At 73.4% G+C, this 17,426-nt stretch carries 18 protein-coding genes and 1 pseudogene; 11 read left to right on the top strand and 8 right to left on the bottom strand.

Features of this window, described 5'->3' with window-relative positions; genetic code table 11:
• From PSU4_RS01010 to PSU4_RS01030, 5 genes are all read right to left on the bottom strand, one after another.
• On the bottom strand, positions 1 to 690 hold the full coding sequence (locus PSU4_RS01010) for an alpha/beta hydrolase (protein ID WP_147101730.1): 690 nt from the start codon (positions 688 to 690) through the stop codon (positions 1 to 3).
• Between the two features lie 73 nt (positions 691 to 763).
• A complete protein-coding gene (locus tag PSU4_RS01015) occupies positions 764 to 1,198 on the bottom strand; it encodes a DUF5709 domain-containing protein (RefSeq protein ID WP_147101732.1) in 435 nt (144 codons plus the stop codon).
• Between the two features lie 32 nt (positions 1,199 to 1,230).
• A complete protein-coding gene (locus PSU4_RS01020; RefSeq protein WP_147101735.1) occupies positions 1,231 to 1,671 on the bottom strand; it encodes an SRPBCC family protein in 441 nt (146 codons plus the stop codon).
• 1 nt (position 1,672) lies between these two features.
• On the bottom strand, positions 1,673 to 2,509 hold the full coding sequence (locus PSU4_RS01025; RefSeq protein ID WP_147101737.1) for a phosphoenolpyruvate hydrolase family protein: 837 nt from the start codon (positions 2,507 to 2,509) through the stop codon (positions 1,673 to 1,675).
• A complete protein-coding gene (locus PSU4_RS01030) occupies positions 2,506 to 3,690 on the bottom strand; it encodes a Tm-1-like ATP-binding domain-containing protein (protein WP_147101739.1) in 1,185 nt (394 codons plus the stop codon). The genes PSU4_RS01025 and PSU4_RS01030 overlap by 4 nt, the downstream gene beginning before the upstream one ends.
• 27 nt (positions 3,691 to 3,717) lie before the next feature.
• On the opposite strand from PSU4_RS01030, the gene PSU4_RS31085 reads away from it, so the two are divergent.
• A complete protein-coding gene (locus tag PSU4_RS31085; RefSeq protein ID WP_186816680.1) occupies positions 3,718 to 3,882 on the top strand; it encodes a hypothetical protein in 165 nt (54 codons plus the stop codon).
• A 66-nt stretch (positions 3,883 to 3,948) separates the two neighbouring features.
• Here the strand turns inward: PSU4_RS31085 and PSU4_RS01035 are convergent, their stop codons facing one another.
• Entirely contained in the window at positions 3,949 to 4,323 is a 375-nt protein-coding gene (locus PSU4_RS01035; RefSeq protein WP_147101741.1) for a helix-turn-helix transcriptional regulator, read from the bottom strand.
• 92 nt (positions 4,324 to 4,415) lie between these two features.
• Between PSU4_RS01035 and PSU4_RS01040 the strand changes: the two genes are divergently transcribed.
• From PSU4_RS01040 to PSU4_RS01050, 3 genes are all read left to right on the top strand, one after another.
• Positions 4,416 to 5,072, top strand: coding sequence for a PadR family transcriptional regulator (locus PSU4_RS01040; RefSeq protein WP_222596124.1), 657 nt, complete (start codon positions 4,416 to 4,418; stop codon positions 5,070 to 5,072).
• A 205-nt stretch (positions 5,073 to 5,277) separates the two neighbouring features.
• Positions 5,278 to 6,228: an ATP-binding cassette domain-containing protein gene (locus PSU4_RS01045; protein WP_147101743.1), complete on the top strand. Its 951-nt coding sequence runs from the start codon at positions 5,278 to 5,280 to the stop codon at positions 6,226 to 6,228.
• Complete coding sequence (locus tag PSU4_RS01050; RefSeq protein ID WP_147101745.1) at positions 6,225 to 7,001, top strand: ABC transporter permease; 777 nt, start codon at positions 6,225 to 6,227, stop codon at positions 6,999 to 7,001. Before PSU4_RS01045 ends, PSU4_RS01050 begins: the two co-directional genes overlap by 4 nt.
• A gap of 967 nt (positions 7,002 to 7,968) precedes the next feature.
• On the opposite strand, the pseudogene PSU4_RS32940 reads toward PSU4_RS01050, so the two are convergent.
• Positions 7,969 to 8,410 (bottom strand): annotated as a pseudogene (locus PSU4_RS32940) (DoxX family protein); the annotation flags it as partial.
• A gap of 92 nt (positions 8,411 to 8,502) precedes the next feature.
• Between PSU4_RS32940 and PSU4_RS01060 the strand changes: the two are divergent.
• The 3 genes from PSU4_RS01060 to PSU4_RS01070 are packed head-to-tail and all read left to right on the top strand — an operon-like array spanning position 8,503 to position 11,714.
• Positions 8,503 to 9,489: an ROK family protein gene (locus PSU4_RS01060; RefSeq protein ID WP_246114878.1), complete on the top strand. Its 987-nt coding sequence runs from the start codon at positions 8,503 to 8,505 to the stop codon at positions 9,487 to 9,489.
• 9 nt (positions 9,490 to 9,498) lie between these two features.
• On the top strand, positions 9,499 to 11,148 hold the full coding sequence (locus PSU4_RS01065) for an alkaline phosphatase D family protein (protein WP_147101752.1): 1,650 nt from the start codon (positions 9,499 to 9,501) through the stop codon (positions 11,146 to 11,148).
• On the top strand, positions 11,145 to 11,714 hold the full coding sequence (locus PSU4_RS01070) for a GNAT family N-acetyltransferase (RefSeq protein ID WP_147101754.1): 570 nt from the start codon (positions 11,145 to 11,147) through the stop codon (positions 11,712 to 11,714). Before PSU4_RS01065 ends, PSU4_RS01070 begins: the two co-directional genes overlap by 4 nt.
• A gap of 46 nt (positions 11,715 to 11,760) precedes the next feature.
• Here the strand turns inward: PSU4_RS01070 and PSU4_RS01075 are convergent, their stop codons facing one another.
• Positions 11,761 to 12,474 carry a TetR/AcrR family transcriptional regulator gene (locus PSU4_RS01075; RefSeq protein WP_147101756.1) on the bottom strand — a complete coding sequence of 238 codons (714 nt, stop codon included), beginning with the start codon at positions 12,472 to 12,474 and terminating at the stop codon, positions 11,761 to 11,763.
• Between the two features lie 105 nt (positions 12,475 to 12,579).
• Between PSU4_RS01075 and PSU4_RS01080 the strand changes: the two genes are divergently transcribed.
• The 4 genes from PSU4_RS01080 to PSU4_RS01090 all read left to right on the top strand — a co-directional run bounded on the left by PSU4_RS01080 (position 12,580) and on the right by PSU4_RS01090 (position 17,400).
• Complete coding sequence (locus tag PSU4_RS01080; RefSeq protein ID WP_147101758.1) at positions 12,580 to 14,013, top strand: MFS transporter; 1,434 nt, start codon at positions 12,580 to 12,582, stop codon at positions 14,011 to 14,013.
• An 80-nt stretch (positions 14,014 to 14,093) separates the two neighbouring features.
• Positions 14,094 to 15,296 carry an ABC transporter substrate-binding protein gene (locus PSU4_RS31755; RefSeq protein WP_222596126.1) on the top strand — a complete coding sequence of 401 codons (1,203 nt, stop codon included), beginning with the start codon at positions 14,094 to 14,096 and terminating at the stop codon, positions 15,294 to 15,296.
• Positions 15,293 to 16,336: a FecCD family ABC transporter permease gene (locus PSU4_RS31760; protein WP_222596127.1), complete on the top strand. Its 1,044-nt coding sequence runs from the start codon at positions 15,293 to 15,295 to the stop codon at positions 16,334 to 16,336. The genes PSU4_RS31755 and PSU4_RS31760 overlap by 4 nt, the downstream gene beginning before the upstream one ends.
• The gene (locus tag PSU4_RS01090; protein ID WP_222596128.1) at positions 16,333 to 17,400 is read left to right on the top strand and encodes an ABC transporter ATP-binding protein; all 1,068 of its coding nucleotides are present in this window, start codon (positions 16,333 to 16,335) and stop codon (positions 17,398 to 17,400) included. Before PSU4_RS31760 ends, PSU4_RS01090 begins: the two co-directional genes overlap by 4 nt.
• The last annotated feature ends 26 nt before the right edge of the window (positions 17,401 to 17,426 follow it).

Raw genomic sequence — 17,426 nt, forward strand, 5'->3', positions numbered from 1 at the left:
TCACCCCGCGACCGACGCCAGCTCCTCGCGCAGCAGCGCTGCGAGGTCCTCCGGGTGGGACAGGAACGGCGAGTGCGCCGACGCCATCCGCACCACCCGGTCGGCGCGCTCCGCCAGCCGTTCCTGGGCCCGCGGGGCGAGAGCGGCGTCGTTCTCGCACACGATGTAGGTGCTGGGGACGTTCTTCCAGGCCGCCGCGGTGAGCGGGACGGTATAGGCCGCGAGCGACTGGTGCTGCAGCCGGGCGACCGCGGCCTCGCAGACGGCGGGGGCGACGTCGCCGAAGAGGAACTGCTCCGGGTGGCGGGCGTCGAGATATCCCCGGTCCTCGTGGACGTCCCACCACGACGGCCACTGCCCGCGCACGCTCCCGGCGACCGTGTGCCCGACGTCCATCATCATCGCGGTGAGGTACACGAGGCGGGCGACGCCGTCGGCCCCGTCCAGGCCTTCGGTGATCGGGACGCCACCGTAGGAGTGCCCGACCACCACGACGGGCCGGCCCGCCGCGGCGACGGCCGCGCGGACCACGGCGACGTCGTCGTCGAGAGTCCCCAGGGACGCCGGGTCGGGGCCCGAGGAGGGCAGGTCGACGGCGATCGTCTCGACGTCGGGCAGCTCGGTGCGCAACGAGTCCCACGCCCACGCGCCGTGCCAGGCGCCGTGGACGAGGACGAGGGCGGCGGTCATCGAGTCTCCAGGTAGGTGGCGGCGAGGCGTTTCGGGGCGCGGACGAACCGGCGGACGTCGTCCCGGGAGGCCATCAGCGGTCGTCGTCGATGACGTGCACGGCCGCCTCCTCCGCCGACGCGCCGGCACCGTCGATGCCGGCGTCGACGGCCCAGTTCTCGTCGTCGGTCACGAGGGGGTCCTCGTCGCGTTGCACGAGCCGACCGGCGCGACGGCCGCCCACCTCGTCGGTGGCGAGCAGCTCGCCGTCGGTGTCGGAGGCGTCGCCGAGGCCGTCGCCCTCGTCGGCGTCGGAGAAGGCGGGGTCGGGCAGCTCCCGGGCGAGGCGGTGGTCGAGGTCCTCGTGCTCGGCGGCCTCGCGTGCCGTCTCGCCGTAGTCACCCGCCGCCCACGGCCGCTCCGGGGGCGAGTAGCCCTCGTCGAGCACGTCGACGACACCGCGGTCCTCGAGCGTGTCCTCCGGTTCGAGCTGCGCGTACTGGTCGAGGTCGTCGTCCTCGTCACCCATGCGAGACACCCATGCGGACACCCTGGCAGAAGTCAGCCGCCGAAGTGCTGCTGCAGGGCCGAGATTCCACCGCCGTACACGCCGCGGGCGTAGGTCTTGGTCAGCTCGGCCTCGTCGCCGGCGTCGGCGTCGAACTCCGCCCACCACTCGACGAAGGCGTGCCCGGTGTCGGTGACGGGGGCGACGCGGATGGTGGAGACGTAGCGGCGCACGGGGAACGGGCCCGAGTCGGTGAACGTGTAGGTGTAGGTGCGGGCGTCGTCGTCGAGCGCGACGAGCCGCTCCGACACGACCGCGTCGCCGCCGAGGCCGAGTTTGCGGACGGCCCCGACCTCGGCGCCGGAGTCGCCGGTGGTGAGCTCGCTGCTCTGGATGCCGGGATGCCAGTCGGCGATCCCGTTGAAGTCGCGGATGCGGGCCCAGACGTCGTCGGCGGACGCGGTGACGACTCCACTGGCGTACGGACGCGGCATGTCAGTTCTCCTCGAGGACGGTCTTGAACGCACGGGTCTGTTCGGTGAGGGCCTTCTCGGTGGGCAGCCGCTCCATCGACGACGCCCCGTAGAAGCCGTGGCAGTGCGCGGTGCGCGACAGCACGTAGGCGGCGTCGTCGGGCATGGAGACGGGCCCGCCGTGGACGAGGACGAGGACGTCGTCGCGTTCGTCGAGGGCGGCGGCGGACCACTCGTCGACGAGCGCGACGCAGTCGTCGAGGGTCTTCGCGGTCTCGGCGCCGATGGCACCGCCGGTGGTCAACCCCATGTGGCACACGACGATGTCGGCACCGGCCCGGGTCATGGCGCGCGCGTCGTCGGCGGAGAAGACGTAGGGGGTGGTGAGCATGTCGGCGGCGCGGGCGGCGGCGACGAGGTCGACCTCCAGGCCGTAGCCCATCCCGGTCTCCTCGAGGTTGGCGCGGAAGGTGCCGTCGATGAGCCCGACCGTCGGGAAGTTCTGGATGCCGGCGAAGCCGAGGTCGTCGAGCTCGCGCAGGAACCGGTCGGTGATCATGAACGGGTCGGTGCCGTTGACGCCCGCGAGCACGGGTGTCTCCTTGACGACGGGCAGCACCTCGGCGGCCATCTCGACGACGATGTCGTTGGCGTTGCCGTACGCGAGCAGCCCGGCGAGCGAGCCGCGGCCGGCCATCCGGTAGCGGCCGGAGTTGTAGATGACGATGAGGTCGATCCCGCCGGCCTCCTCGCACTTGGCCGAGAGCCCGGTGCCCGCTCCCCCGCCGACGATGGGTTCGCCGCGCCGGGCCATGTCCTGGAATCGTTCGACGAGGTCGACCCTCCTGTGCCGCTTCACGGCCGCAGCTCCTTCCAGGCGGCGACGATTGCGTCGGCGAACGCGGGGTCGTTGATGTGGTGGGGCACCCGGCGTACGACCCCCGGGCGCGCCACTGCGGACTCCACGGCCTCGAACAGGGCCGCGTCGGCCTCCGGATCGTGGAACGCCTGACCCGGTGCGTCGAGCGCGGAGACCCCGCCCTCGGGGATCAGGAACACCGCAGGCCCGGTCAACGCGTTCAGCTTGCGCGCCAGGAACTCCCCACAGGAACGGTTCTCGTCGGCCGCGGTCCGCATCAGCGTGACCTGCGCGTTGTGCTCGTAGAACGTCCGCCCGGCGAAGGCGGCGGGGACGGTGTCGGGCGCGCCGAAGTTGACCATGTCGAGGGCCCCGCAGGAGCCGACGTAGGGCACCCCGGTGCGGGCGATCGCGTCGAGCCGGTCCTCGCCTGCCGCCATGACGCCGCCGACGAGCAGGTCCGCGACCTCGGTGGTGGTGACGTCGAGGACGGCGCCGATCAGGCCGTCGTCGACGAGCTTCTCCATCGCCTTCCCGCCGGTACCGGTGGCGTGGAAGACGAGCGGGTCGACGTCGTCGAGTCGTTCCAGCACCTGCGTCACCAGCGGCGTCGTCACCCCGAACATCGTGATGCCGACGGCGGGGCGGTCCGCCGCCGCGGGCACCGCGTTGGCCAGGGCGCCCGCGAGCATGTGCGCGGCGTTGCCGAGGACCTGCCGCGAGATGCGGTTGAGCCCGGCGACGTCGGTGACCGAGTGCAGCATCGCGATGTCGGCGGCGCCGACGTAGGGGGCGACGTCGCCGGACGCGACGGTCGAGACCATCACCTTCGGGATGCCGACGGGCACTGCCCGCATCGCCGGGGTGATCAGCGCCGTCCCGCCCGAGCCGCCGAGCCCGAGGACGCCGCCGACGTCGTCGCGCGAGGCCAGGAATGCCTGCAGCGCAACGGCCATCGCGCCGACCGCGCTCCCCCGGTCACCGGTGAACACGGCGTCGGCGCCGTCGGGATGGTGCGCGGCGACGTCGGCGGGCCCGACGTCGGCGGTCGACCGCGCAGCCTCCGAGGTGGACACGTCGACGGTCCGGACGTCTGCTCCGGCGGTCCGGAGCAGGCCGGCCACATAGGACAGCTCGGCCGACTTCGTGTCGAAGGTCCCGACGACGTAGGCGAGGCTCACGGGCTCCGTTCTAGCCGAACACCGACGATGTTTCGACCCCTGGCGCTGCTCGACTCCCACCCCGATCTCGACCTGCGACACAACCGCGCGGTCATGGCGGCGGTCCCGGCGCCGTCGACGGCCGACGAGACCTTCACGCGCCACGTCGAGATGCTGACGGCGTGGGTGCGGTCCCGCCTGTCCGGATCGTGAGCACTGCCCGGGTCGTGAGTGGCGATAGTCGCTACAGCGACTATCGCCACTCACAGGGTCGTCGCATCAGCAGCCGTCGAGGCGGCCGTAGGCGGTCTGCGGGGAGATCCGCGAAGCGCGGGCCATCGCCCGGATCTCCAGGCCCACCTGCTTGCCCCGGCACAGGAGCTCCTGCTGGCGGGTGCGCAGCTCGTCGATGCGGTCGGCCACCTCCGCCATCTCCGCGAGCAGCGCCTCCGCCTCCGGCCCCGCCCCGCTGCGGCTACGCCCCGCACCCGGGCGCGGCCAGGCGCGGACCTCCTCGGCGTCCCACAGCTTGCGCCGGCCACCGATGTCGAGCGGGCCCGGCGCCTGCCCACGTGACACGTAGCCCAGCCACGTCGTGGTTTTGACCCCCCAGGCCTGGGCACACTCGTCGCTCGTCCAGGTCTCGCCGCTCATGGGCGTACATCATCGTCCATCGACGTCCATCATGGTCGATACGGCCGGGCAAACACATCCAGACATACCCGGGATCGAATACTCTGACCGCCGTGCCCGCCCGATCGAGGTCCAACGCGCTCGCCCTCGCCGTACTCAGTCTGCTCACCGAGCGCCCGATGCACCCCTACGAGATGGCGACAACGCTGCGCAGCCGGGCCAAGGAGGAGAGCATCAAGCTCAACTACGGCTCGCTGTACTCGGTCGTCGACTCGCTGGCCAAGCGTGGGCTGATCGAGCCGGCGGAGACGCTGCGCGACGGGCGGCGCCCCGAACGCACCGTCTACACCGTCACCGAGCCGGGGCGGGTGGAGTTCGCGGACTGGCTGAGCGAGCTGATCTCGGTGCCCGTCAAGGAGTTCACCAGCTTCGAGGCGGCGCTGTCGATGCTGCCGGGCCTGCCACCCGACGTCGTCGCCGGCCTGCTGCGGCTGCGCGTGCACCGGCTCTCCTCGATGATCGACGGGGGCGCGTCAGCGCTGCGCCGTGGCGAGAGCGAGGGCCTGCCCCGGCTGATGTCGATCGAGTTCGAGTACCGCCTCACGCTGGCCCGCGCCGAGCTCACCTTCGTCGAGGCGCTGCTCGCCGACCTCGATGCCGGCACGCTCGAGGGCTACGAGCTGTGGCGCACGGTCCACCAGACCGGGGAGATGCCGCCGGACGACGAGGTCCTCGCCCGGATCGCCGCGGAGCGCGGGCCCACGAACTGACATCACTCTGACGTCATACTTGACGTCATGTACTCGAACTCGGATACTCGCGCACGGACAGATGTCCGACCGAAGAAAACCCCGGCCGGGTGCGGCTACACCCGGGCCGGGGCCCCGTTCCCAGGTCGGCCCGCACGCGGTGCGACCCAGGGCACCTTCACGATAGCCGCGGACGGGCCGCCCGGATCAGGCGAAGGGCTGCCGTATGCACACCGCGATCCAGGCCGAGGCGCTCGTCAAGCGCTACGGCGACGTCACCGCGCTCGACGGGCTCACCGTCGACGTCGCACCCGGCACCGTGTTCGGCCTGCTCGGGCCCAACGGTGCGGGCAAGTCGACGACCGTCAAGGTGCTCACCACGCTCACCAGGCCCGACTCCGGCACCGCGACCGTCGCCGGACACGACGTCGCCGCCGAGCCCGCACAGGTGCGCCGCAACATCGGCGTCGTCACGCAGCGGGCCGCCACCGACCCGCAGGCCACCGGCCGGGAGAACCTGGTGCTGGCCGGACGGCTGCAGGGTCTGTCCGGCGCCGAGGCGCGCACCCGGGCCGACGCCCTGCTCGCCCGCTTCGGCGTCGCCGACGCCGCGGGCCGCGTCGTACGCACCTGGTCCGGCGGTATGGCGCGCAAACTCGACGTCGCCATGGGCCTCGTGCACCGTCCGCCGGTGCTCTTCCTCGACGAACCGACGACCGGGCTGGACCCGCAGGCCCGCGCCGACCTGTGGACCGAGATCGCCGCCCTGGCCCGCGACGAGGGCACCACCGTCCTGCTCACCACGCACTACCTCGAGGAGGCCGACCAGCTCGCCGAGCGGGTGGCGATCGTCGACCACGGGCGGGTCGTCGCGACCGGGACGCCCGACGCGCTCAAGAGCGACCTGCGCGGGGACACCGTCGTCGTCGGCCTCGCCCCTTCCGACGACCCGTCGCTCGCGGCCGCCGTGCTGCACCGGGCCGGGGTCGGTGACGTCACCACCGAGGGGCGGGCCCTGCGCGCCCGCGTCGACGACGGCGCCCAGGCCGTCCCCGGGCTGCTCGCGGCGCTGGAACGGGGTGGCGTGAGCGTCGCGGCGATCAGCGTCGCCCGCCCGTCGCTCGACGACGTCTACCTGCGCCTCACGGGGCGCACGCTCGCCGAGGTCGCGGCATGACCACCCTCGTCCCGCACACCGTCCATCTCACGGGCCGGCACGTCCGCGGCTTCCTGCGCCAGCCCGCGTTCGTGATCGTGACGTTGGTGCAGCCGCTGATCTGGCTGCTGCTGTTCGGTCAGCTCTTCCGCGCCGTCGTGGCGCTGCCCGGCTTCGGCGCCGGGTCCTACCTGGAGTTCCTGGCGCCCGGCGTCGTGATCATGACGGTGCTGTTCTCCAGCGGCTGGTCGGGCATGGCGTTCATCGAGGACATGGACCGCGGCGTCATGGACCGCATGCTGTCCTCGCCTGCGAGCCGCGGCGCGATGATGGGCTCGTCGGTGGCCTACACCGGCTTCACGACGGTCATCCAGTCGCTGGTCATCGTGGTCGTCGCGGTGGCGTCGGGGGCACGGTTCGCGGGCGGCGTCGTCGGCGTGCTGGTCATGCTGGTGGCCGCGGTGCTGCTCGCGGCGGCGTTCGGGTCGCTGTCCAACGGCGTCGCACTGCTGGTGCGTCGACGCGAGGCCCTCATCGGCTTCTCGACGATGCTGACGCTGCCGCTGTCGTTCCTCTCGTCGGCGATCATCGCCCGCGAGGCGATGCCCGGCTGGATCCAGGCCGTCGCGACCTGGAACCCGGTCGACTGGGCCGTGACGGCGAGCCGGTCGGCGCTGTCGGCCGATCCCGACCCGGCCGGCATCGGATGGCGGCTGCTCGGGCTCGCGGTCGTCGCGCTCGCGCTGTCGGCGCTCGCGACCAGGGCGTTCCGCGCGTACCAGCGTTCGGTCTGAGGCGACGGAGAGGCCCGGACACCCCGGGTGTCCGGGCCCTCTCACGGGAGCGTCGGTCAGCCGACCTTCGACAGCCGCGTGCGGGTGTCGGTCGCTGCGCCGTCGGCAGCCTTGGCCGCCGCGGCCCCCAGCTCGGACGCGCGCGCGGCGAGGTCACCGCGCAGCTTCGCGGCCTGCTCGGCGGCCTCGGACGCCAGCGTCGACAGCTGGTCGACGTAGCCCGGTGCCTTCTTCCGCGCCTTGGCCGCCGCCTTCGTGGCCTGCTTCTCCCACGCGGCGCGCCGCTTCTCGGCAGCCTTCAGCAGTTTCCTGCCGCGCCTGCCCGCCTCGGCCTGCAGGTCCCCGCCGTGCTCGGCGAGCAGCGCCTGCCACTTCACACCCCGCTTCTCGACGAGCTTCTGCAGCCGCTCCCCGTGCTTGTCGGCGCGGCGCTGCAGGCGGGCGGCCCGCTCACTGGCGTCGGCGGACCGGTCGGCGATGTCGTCGCTCAGCTCGGCGGCCCTGGCCATGAGGGTGTCGCGCAGGTCGGGGGCCCGGTCGGCCACCGTCGCCGAGACCTTCGACGCGCGGTCGGCCAGCTGCGCGCCGACGTCGGGAGCCCTGTCAGCAAGTTTGGTGGCGCGATCGGCGAGAGCCGCACCGACCTCCGGCGCCTTCTCCGCGATCACCGCGCCCGCCTTCGTGGCCCGGTCGGCGACGGCCGCGCCCACGACCGGTGCCCGCTCGGCGACGGCCGCGCCCACCGCCGAGGCCCGGTCGGCCAGCGCCGCACCGGCCTCCGACGCCTTGTCGGCGAGCCCCGACGACTTCGCCGACGCGGCGACGCCCGGCGCGAGACCGGCGAGCCCGGCCGCGATCCCGGACACCGCGCCGCCCGCGTCGTGGGCGGCGCCCGCGACCCGGCCGGAGATGTCGTGCGCGGCCCCGGTCACGGCGTCGACGCGTTCCCCCGCCGCCGCGGCGGCGAGCCGGGCGGTCCGCCTGCCCCGGTAGGCGACGGACGGCTTGCCGTGGGTGTCGGCGGCGGCGATGAGCAGCCCGCCGAGCAGCCCGACGTTCTTCAGGAAATGGATCTGCTGCGCCTTGCGCTCCTCGGGGTCCTCGATCTCCCAGAAGCGGTGCCCGGCCAGCGTCGTCGGGACGAGGCTCGCGGCCAGCGCCGTCGACGCCAGCCGTGGCGTCTTGCCCAGCGCGAGCAGGGACCCCGCGGCGATCTTCACCACGGCGTCGACCTTCACGAGCATCTCGGCGTCGGGCCGGGAGTCGATCGGCGTCACCTCGACGGCCTTGTCCAGCACCGGGTCGAGCGCGGGCGCCGCGGCGTCGAGCACGGGCTTCGCGGCTTGCGCGTGACCCTCGGGGGCGCGCAGAGCGGAGATGCCGCCACTGATGAACATGGCGGCGAGCATGGGTCTGGCTACACGTCGCAGGACCGGCATGCCCGCACGTTCCCCGCCACCGGAAACGCCAAACCCGTCCGCCGATGGGCCATAGTTCTGGTGTGAGCGCGCAGCCCGGCAACCATGCGATCGGCCTCGACATCGGCGGCACCAACATCCGCGGCGCGGTCGTCGGTGACGACGGCACGATCCTGGCCGAGGTGTCGGAGCGGACGCCGGAGACCTCCGACGGCACCACGATGACGAAGCTCCTGCTGGGCATCACCCAGCACCTGCTGACCGCTCATCCCGAGGTCGGCGCCATCGGCGTGGGCGCGGCGGGGATCGTCGAGTGGCCGGCCGGCCTGATCCGCTGGGCGCCCAACAACACCTACCGGAACTGGCGGGTCCGCGACGAGCTGGAGGAGGCCACCGGGCTGCCCGCGACCGTCGACAACGACGCCAACGTCGCCGCCCTCGCCGAGGCCCGGCTGGGCAGGGACCGCCTGCGCGAGATGGTGTTCCTCACCGTCGGGACCGGCGTCGGCGGCGGGCTGGTGCTGGGCGGCGTCATCTACCGCGGCCCGACGGGGCGGGGCGGGGAGCTGGGGCACATCATCGTGGCCCCCGACGGGCCGGTGTGCGGCTGCGGCAACCGCGGCTGCCTGGAAGCCGTCGCCTCCGGGACGGCGCTGGACCGGATGGCGCGCGAGGCCGCCGCCGCCGACCCCGGCGGCGCGATCGCCCGGATCGCCCGCGACGAGCACGACGGGCACGTCACCGGCCACGCCGTCACCCGCGCCACCGAGCTGGGCGACCCCACCGCGCTCGGCCTGTTCGCGACCCTGGGCCGCTGGCTCGGCATCGGCATCGCGTCGTTGACCAACATGCTGGAGATCGAGGCCGTCGTCATCGGCGGTGGCCTGGTCACCACGGGCGACCTGCTGCTCGACCCCGCCCGTGCTGCCTACCTCGAACACGCCTACGCCCGGGAGGCGCGGCCGGTCGCCGAGGTACGGCCGGGGACGTTCGGCACGGACGCGGGCGTCGTCGGCGCCGCGCTGCTCGGGCTGGAGCACGCGCACGACGGCGAGGTCCACGCCCGATAGGTTGACCCGGTGACGTCCCTGGTCCTCGGTCCCGTGCTGCGTCACGTCGGCGACGACTCGGCCACCGTCTGGGTGCAGACGTCCGCGCCCGCGACCGTCGAGGTCCTCGGCAGCCGGGCGCCGACGTTCGAGGTGTCGGGTCACCACTACGCGCTGGTCGTCGTCACCGGGCTGACGCCCGACACCCGCACCCCCTACGAGGTCCACCTCGACGGCGAACGCGTCTGGCCGCTGCCCGGCTCGCCCTACCCGCAGAGCAGCATCGCGACGCGGGGCCCGGGGTCGGCGGGCCGCCACCGCATCCTGTTCGGCTCCTGCCGCTACGTGAAGCTCGCCGACCCGAAGCTTGCCGCGACCTTCGGCATCGACGCCCTCGACGCCTACGCCGCCCGCATGGCCGGCGGCCCGCCCGAGGAGTGGCCCGACGCGCTGCTGCTCATCGGCGACCAGGTCTACGCCGACGAGCTCACCCCGCAGACGGTGCGCCGCATCGCCCACCGACGTGACCAGCACCCCGACTGGCCCGACGACGAGATCGTCGATTACGAGGAGTACGTCGGGCTCTACCGCGACTCGTGGACCGACCCCGAGATCCGCTGGATCATGTCGACGGTCCCGACGGGGATGATCTTCGACGACCACGACATCCGCGACGACTGGAACACCTCCGACGTCTGGCGCGCAGAAATGGCGGAGAAGTCGTGGTGGGCCGAGCGGATCCGCTCGGGCCTCGCGTCGTACTGGGTGTACCAGCACCTCGGCAACCTCTCCCCCGAGGAACTGGCCGAGGACCCCGACTACGCCGCGGTCCTCGCCCACGGCGGGGACACCTGGCCGTTGCTGGCCGAGCTGGCCGACCGCGCCGACACCGAGGTCGACGGCTCGAAGGGCGTCCGGTTCAGCTTCCGCTGGGCGTTGGGGCGCACCAGGATCGTCGTCATGGACTCGCGCAACGGGCGCATCCTCGGCGGCGGTGAGCACCTCATGATCGGCGACCGCGAGTTCTCCTGGATCGAGGACCGCGCCCTCGAACCGGGCCCGACCGACCACCTGCTGCTGGTGACGTCGGTGCCCTGGCTGCTGCCGCCCGCGATCGGTGACCTGGAGACCGTCAACGAGGACGCCACCGCCCGCCCCGGGTGGCGCGGGGCGCTCGGCGAGAAGATCCGCCAGGCCGCCGACCTGGAGCACTGGCCCGCGTTCTACGCCTCGTTCGAACGGCTGGCCCGCCTCGTCGCCGCCGCGTCCCACGCCCGCGGCGACCAGCCCGCGCCCGCGTCGGTCAGCGTCCTGTCCGGCGACGTGCACCACAGCTACGCGGCACGCGCCGACGTCGTCGGGGCCGGCGAGGCGCCCGTGCACCAGCTCACCTGCTCACCGGTCCACAACCACGTGCCGCCCTACGTGCGGATCGGGTTCCGGCTGGCCTGGCACCGGGCCGCGGCCCGCCTCACCCGGGCCTGGGCCGCCCGCACGGGAGCCGAGACACCGCCGGTGACCTGGGACAAACTGGGCGGACCCTACTTCGGCAACACCATCGCGTCGCTCGAGATCGACGGCCGCCACGCCGACGTCGTCTTCGAGCAGCCGACGGGCGCCGCGTCACTGCGCGAGGCCGCCCGGCACACCCTGACCGCTCCCGACCGGAGGACCAGATGACGGTAGGACACTCCCCCAGTACGGCCGCGCCGCTGCGCGGCGCCCCGGCTCCCGACGTCGAGGGCACCGACGCGCTCGCCGGGCAGGTCGTCGTGCTGCGCCCCACCGGGTCCGAGCACGTCAGCGCGTTCATCGACATCCTGCGCCACCCCGAGGTCGAGCGCTGGTGGGGTGGCTACGACCTGGAGCGGGTGCGCCGGGAGCTGCTCGGCCCGCACGGCTACGCCGTGGAGCTGGCGGGCGACGTCATCGGGCTGGTGATCTTCCACGAGGAGGACGATCCCGACTACCGGCACGCGGGCGTCGACATCGCGCTGCATCCAGACGCGCACGGCCAGGGCCTCGGTGCCGACGCCCTGCGCACCCTCGTCCGGTACCTGTTCACCCGGCGCGACCATCACCGCATCGTCATCGACCCGGCCGCCACCAACGAGCGCGCGATCCGCAGCTACGAGCGCGTCGGGTTCCGGCCGGTCGGGGTGATGCGCCGCTACGAGCGCGGCGCAGACGGCACCTGGCACGACGGCCTGCTGATGGACCTGCTGCGCGAGGACTTCCCGGGCTGACCCGCCGGTTGTGAGTGGCAATAGTCGCTATAGCGACTATTGCCACTCACAGGGGGTTCGCGCGGTCCGCCTCCGCCGCGAGGCCGCCCACCAGGAGCCGTAGCCCGAAGGCGAACCGCTCGTCGGCGTCGCCGCTGGTCAGGTCTGCGCTGAGCGAGGCCAGTACGGGGAACAGCTCGGCGGGCAGGCTGCGGAAGTAGTCGGCCACTTGGCGGTGGTAGGCCTCCTGGTCGACACCGGCCCGCTCGTGCTGGGCGGACTCGATCGCCGACGCGGAGACGAACATCCCGATCACGTCGACCGCCCACGCCGCCGGCCGAGACGGCACGCCACCCGCGCGCAGGATCGCCGTCGTCACCTCGGCCAGGCGCAACGAGTTGGGCCCCATCGGTACCGAGCCGATCGCGACGCGGGCGATGTCGCCGTTGCGCGCCATGACCGCGCGCGACTCGGTCCACAGGTCGGTGACCTGTTCCCGCCACCGGGCGCCGTCGGGCTCGGGCAGCGTGATCTCGCCCGCGACCTCGTCGAACACGAGCGCGAGCAGCTCGTCCTTGTTGGCGACGTGCGCGTAGAGCGACGCCGCGCCCGTCCCCAGCTCGGTGGCGACGCGCCGCATGCTCACCGCGTCGATGCCCTCGGCCTTCAGCACCCGCAGCGCGGCGGCGACGATCGCCTCCCTGCTGAGGGTGCGCCGGTTGGCCGGGTCCTTGCGGGGGGTGCGCCACGGGGGCTCGGGCAGCGCGGGGGCCGTGCTCATGTCGCGCAGCGTAGCCGCCCGCGCCGCGGAACGAACACCGTTCTTGACGACGTACACCGTTCGAGAGTAGAACACTGTTCGTCAACGAACGCCGTTCGAAACGAGATGCCCGTGTCACTCGCCACCGAGACCCCGCCGGCAGCACCGGCCTACCCACTGCGCTGGTTCGCGCTCGTCGTCGTCCTCGTCGCCGAGATCATGGACCTGCTCGACGCAACCGTCGTCGGGATCGCCGCGCCGTCGATCCAGCACGAACTGGGCGGCGACGCCACGACCATCCAGTGGATCGCCGCCGGCTACACGCTCGCCTACGCCGTCGGCCTCGTGACCGGCGGGCGCCTCGGCGACCTCTACGGCCGCAGACGCGTCTTCCTCGTCGGGCTCACCGGGTTCGTCGCGTTCTCCGCGCTCTGCGGGCTCGCCCCGACACCCGGCGTCCTCATCGCCTGCCGCGTCCTGCAGGGCCTGGCCGGCGCCATCCTCATCCCACAGGGGTTCGGCATCATCAAGTCCGCCTTCCCGCCCCGGGAGCTCGGCGCCGCGTTCGGCGCGTTCGGTCCGGCGATGGGCCTCGCCGCTGTCGGCGGCCCGATCCTCGCCGGCGCCCTGATCGCGTGGGACCTGGGCGGCGCGGGCTGGCGCACCGTCTTCCTGGTCAACGTGCCGATCGGTCTCGCGTGTCTCGCCGTCGCCCTGAAGGTGCTGCCCGAGTCGCGCGGGGAGCGCACGGCCCGTCCCGATCCCGTCGGCACCGCGCTCGTCACACTCGGCCTGCTGCTGCTCGTCTTCCCGCTGGTACAGGGCCGCGAACTGGGGTGGCCGGGCTGGTCGTACGCGCTACTGGCGACGTCGGTGCCGGTGCTCGGCGTGTTCGCGTGGCACCAGGTCCGCCGGGCCCGCGCGGGCCGCTCACCGCTCGTCGAACCGGCGCTGTTCCGGTCCCGCGCCTTCTCCGGCGGCATGATCGTCGGGCTCGTGTTCTTCGGCGGGATGACGGGCCTGTTCCTCGTGCTCGGCCTCTACCTGCAGCTCGGCCTCGCCTTCAGCCCGTTGCGCGCCGGGCTCGTCCTCGCGCCGTGGGCACTCGGCGTCGCGATCGGGGCGACGCTGTCCGGCGCGTGGCTCGGCCGGAGGTTCGGCCGCCCCGTCCTGCAGGCCGGTGCCGTCGTCATGGCCGCGGGGATCGCCGGCGTCGTCGTGACCCTGCACGTCGCGCCACCGACGACCGGCTGGGAGTTCGCCCCGGCGCTGCTCGTCAGCGGCATCGGGATGGGACTGTTCATCGCGCCGTTCTTCGACATCGTCCTGGCCGGGGTGACGCTGCCGATGGTCGGCTCGGCATCGGGCGTGCTCAACGCCGACCAGCAGCTCGGCTCCGCGATCGGCGTCGCCGTGCTGGGCACCGTCTTCTTCTCGACGGCGGCCGGCCGCGGCATGGACACGGCGTTCGAGACCGTGCTGTGGGTGACCGCGGCGATGGTCCTCGCGGGTGCGGCGCTGGCAGTGCTGCTGCCACGCCGAGCGCGGCCGGAGTCCTAGACGAGCGGGCTCGTCGGGGTGCTCACACAGTGCGGCGAGCGACTTGTGGCGCGCTCGGATGATCAGCTATATCTCTTCATATGAACGTTCTTGCAGGTGTCAGGCCCGTCCGTGCCCTGGCGCCGGCGCTGCTCGCCCTGCTGCTGGTCGCGGCCTGCTCGGCCCCGCCCCCACCACAGGCCGCACCTGCTCGGCCGGACTGCCCGACGTCGTCCGACGCCGCGGCCGACCTCTTCCCGGACAAGCCCACAGCCACACGCTCGACCAACTTCACCCTCACCTACCACCGCAGCTACGCCGTCCTCACCGTGGCGCAGCCCTATCCCGGCGCCGCCCCCGAGTCGTACGTGCTGCTGCGCTGCGGCGCCCAGGCCCCCGAGCTGCCCGCCGACCTCGCGGACGCGCAGCGGATCGAGACGCCGGTGCGCAGCCTCTACGCGGAGTCGACCACCCAGCTGCCGCTGCTCGTCGACATCGGGGCGCTCGACGTCCTCACCGGTGTGGGTACTCCCGATTTCGTCTCCGGCCCACAGGTGCGGGCCGAGATCGACGCCGGCGGCGTCCGGGGCTTCTCGGACAGCGGGGCGATCGAGACCGAGAAGGTGATCACGGCGGCACCGGACGTGCTGCTCAGCCAGGGAACCGACAACCCCGCCTTCCCCGCGCTGCGCAACGCCGGGGTCCCGGTGATCGGCTGGGCCGAGTATCTCGACGCCGGACCTCTCGGAAAGGCCGAGTGGATCAAGGTCATGGGGGTGCTGACCGGCCGCGAGGCCGAAGCCGAGCAGACCTTCGACGCGATCGCACGACGATACGACGCACTCGTCGCCACGACGGCCGGACTCACCCCGACCCCCGTGGCCCTCGGTGGCATCTACCAGGGCACCTGGTCGGTCCCCACTGGAGGAAGCGCCACCGGCGCACTCGTGCGGGACGCCGGCGGCACCTGGTCGGAGGTCGCGAACACCGGTCCCGGGGCGGTGCAGAAGGACTTCGAAGGCGTCTACACCACCGACGGCGCCGCACCGGTGTGGCTGGCGACCGGCACCTTCGCCACGATGGCCGACGTCCACGCCGCCGACGCCCGCTACGGCGAGCTCGCCGCCGTCCGCTCCGGCCGGGTCTGGACGCCGGACAAGCGGATCGGCCCGACCGGCGGCAACGACTTCCACGAGCGTGGCGTGACCCACCCCGAGGAGATCCTCGCCGATCTGATCGCGGTGTTGCACCCCGAGGCGCTGCCCGGGCACGAGTTCGTCTACTACCGGCAGGTGCCCGCGTGATCCTGCGCCGGGCCGGGTTGTTCACCGTCCTCGGCGCCGTCGCCGTCGCACTGCTGGTGCTCGCCGTCGCGCTCGGCCCGGTGAGCGTGCCCCTGCCCGACACCATCGCGGTCCTCGTCGGGGGCGAACCATCCGATCCGCGCTGGGCGGTCGTGGTCGGGTCGGTGCGGCTCGCCCGTGCCGTGACGGCCGTCCTCGCGGGTGCCGCGCTGGGCGTCGCAGGCCTGCTGATGCAGACGCTGTTCCGCAACCCCCTCGCCGACCCGTACATCCTCGGGGTCAGCTCGGGCGCGAGCCTGGGCGTCGCCCTGTTCCTGGCGACGACGACCGCGGCCGCGTTCGGCGCGACGTTCGGTGCGGGGCTGGTCGGGCTGGGCCGCCTCGGCGCGGTCGGCGCCGCCGCCGCGGGCGCCGGGCTGGTGCTCGCGGTGGTGCTCACCCTGTCGCGCTGGGTGCGTTCCTCGGTGACCCTGCTGATCGTCGGCATCATGGTCGGCGCGGTCACGTCGGCAGTGGTCAGCCTCGTGCTCGTGTGGACCGACCCGCGGATCGCACAGCAGTACGTGGTGTGGGGCCTGGGCAGCTTCGACGCGACCTCGATGCGTGACCTGCCGATCCTGGCCCCCGTCGTCGCGGCCGGGCTGCTGCTGGCGGTGCTGCTCGTCAAGCCGCTCAACGCGTTGCTCCTCGGCGACGGCTACGCGACCAGCATGGGTGTGGCCGTCGACCGTACCCGGCTGTTGACGATGGTCGCGGCGGCGCTGCTCGCCGGGGGCGTCACCGCCTTCTGCGGGCCGGTGGCGTTCATCGGCATCGCCATCCCGCACCTGGCCCGGCTGCTGGTCGGCACGTCCGACCACCGGGTGCTGGTGCCCGCGACCGCCCTGGTCGGAGTGGTCACGGCGCTGGTCTGCGCGGTCGCCGGCCACCCGCCCGGGACGGAGACCGTGGTGCCGCTGAACGTGATGACGTCGCTGGTCGGGGCGCCGGTGGTCATCGCGGTCCTGCTGCGGGCCCGTCGTACCGGGGTGGTCACGTGACGGACCACGGCCGCGGCGGGGCGACCGGCAAGCGGAACGGCCCCCGGGGCGGGTTGTCGGTCGAGGATCTGGCGGTCGGTTACCGCGGCACCGCCGTGCTGCACGGACTCACCGCCCGCGCCGAGCCCGGCGAGCTGACGGTGCTGCTCGGCCCGAACGGGGCGGGCAAGTCCACGCTGCTGCGGACGCTGGCGGGGTTGCAGCGGCCGCTGACCGGCACCATCCGGCTCGGCGACGCCGACCTGCTCGCCATGCCGGCCGCCGATCGGGCCGTGCAGTTGGCCGTCGTGCTCACCGACCGCGTCGATCCCGGGCTGCTCACCGGGCGCGAGCTCGTGGCCCTGGGCCGTCATCCGCACACCGGGGCTCGCGGGCGGCTGCGCCCCGCCGACGAGGCCGCGATCGAGGCGGCCGTCCGCGCCGTCGGGGCCGGGCACCTCGCCGCCCGCCGGGTCGCCGAGCTCTCCGACGGCGAGCGCCAGCGCATCCTGACCGCCCGCGCGCTGGCCCAGGACCCGGCTCTGCTGCTGCTCGACGAGCCGAGCGCGTTCCTCGACGTCTCCTCCCGGGTGGCGTTGCTGGGGCTGCTGCGCACGCTCGCCCGCGACCGAGGTATCGCCGTCGTGGTGTCCACCCACGATCTCGAGCTCGTCCTGCGGCTGGCCGACCACGTCTGGCTGGTCGACCCCGCCGGTGGGCTGTGCAGCGGTCCGCCCGAGGAGCTCGTGGCCGACGGCGCGGTGGCCGCCGTGTTCGACACGGCGGGGCTGGCGTTCGACCCGGTCACCGGCACCTTCGCGGTCGCCGACGACACCGACCGGCGGGCCGTGGTGGTGGCCGGGCAGCCGCACCGCGCCCTCATCGGCCGGGTGCTGGCCCGGCACGGCTGGTCCGCGACGGTCGACGGGCCGGCCGAGGCCGAGATCGAGCACCTCGGCGGCAGTCGGTTCACCGTCCGCCACCGGGGCCGCAGCGCGTTCGTCGACGGTTGGTCCGCGCTGCGGTCGTGGGCGGCGCAGCCCCCGACGCCGGCGACCCGCCTGTCCGCGGGCACTCCCACATAGACCTGCGACGCGGAGCGCACACCCGT

It is taken from the genome of Pseudonocardia sulfidoxydans NBRC 16205, from assembly GCF_007989085.1.
Taxonomy (GTDB): domain Bacteria; phylum Actinomycetota; class Actinomycetes; order Mycobacteriales; family Pseudonocardiaceae; genus Pseudonocardia; species Pseudonocardia sulfidoxydans.

Coding starts and splice junctions, on each gene's coding strand:
- PSU4_RS01020 (WP_147101735.1), bottom strand. CDS start 1,671: ATGCCGCGTCCGTACGCCAGTGGAGTCGTCACCGCGTCCGCCGACGAC.
- PSU4_RS01050 (WP_147101745.1), top strand. CDS start 6,225: ATGACCACCCTCGTCCCGCACACCGTCCATCTCACGGGCCGGCACGTC.
- PSU4_RS01080 (WP_147101758.1), top strand. CDS start 12,580: ATGCCCGTGTCACTCGCCACCGAGACCCCGCCGGCAGCACCGGCCTAC.
- PSU4_RS31755 (WP_222596126.1), top strand. CDS start 14,094: ATGAACGTTCTTGCAGGTGTCAGGCCCGTCCGTGCCCTGGCGCCGGCG.
- PSU4_RS01010 (WP_147101730.1), bottom strand. CDS start 690: ATGACCGCCGCCCTCGTCCTCGTCCACGGCGCCTGGCACGGCGCGTGG.
- PSU4_RS01075 (WP_147101756.1), bottom strand. CDS start 12,474: ATGAGCACGGCCCCCGCGCTGCCCGAGCCCCCGTGGCGCACCCCCCGC.
- PSU4_RS01045 (WP_147101743.1), top strand. CDS start 5,278: ATGCACACCGCGATCCAGGCCGAGGCGCTCGTCAAGCGCTACGGCGAC.
- PSU4_RS01035 (WP_147101741.1), bottom strand. CDS start 4,323: ATGAGCGGCGAGACCTGGACGAGCGACGAGTGTGCCCAGGCCTGGGGG.
- PSU4_RS01070 (WP_147101754.1), top strand. CDS start 11,145: ATGACGGTAGGACACTCCCCCAGTACGGCCGCGCCGCTGCGCGGCGCC.
- PSU4_RS01015 (WP_147101732.1), bottom strand. CDS start 1,198: ATGGGTGACGAGGACGACGACCTCGACCAGTACGCGCAGCTCGAACCG.
- PSU4_RS31085 (WP_186816680.1), top strand. CDS start 3,718: ATGTTTCGACCCCTGGCGCTGCTCGACTCCCACCCCGATCTCGACCTG.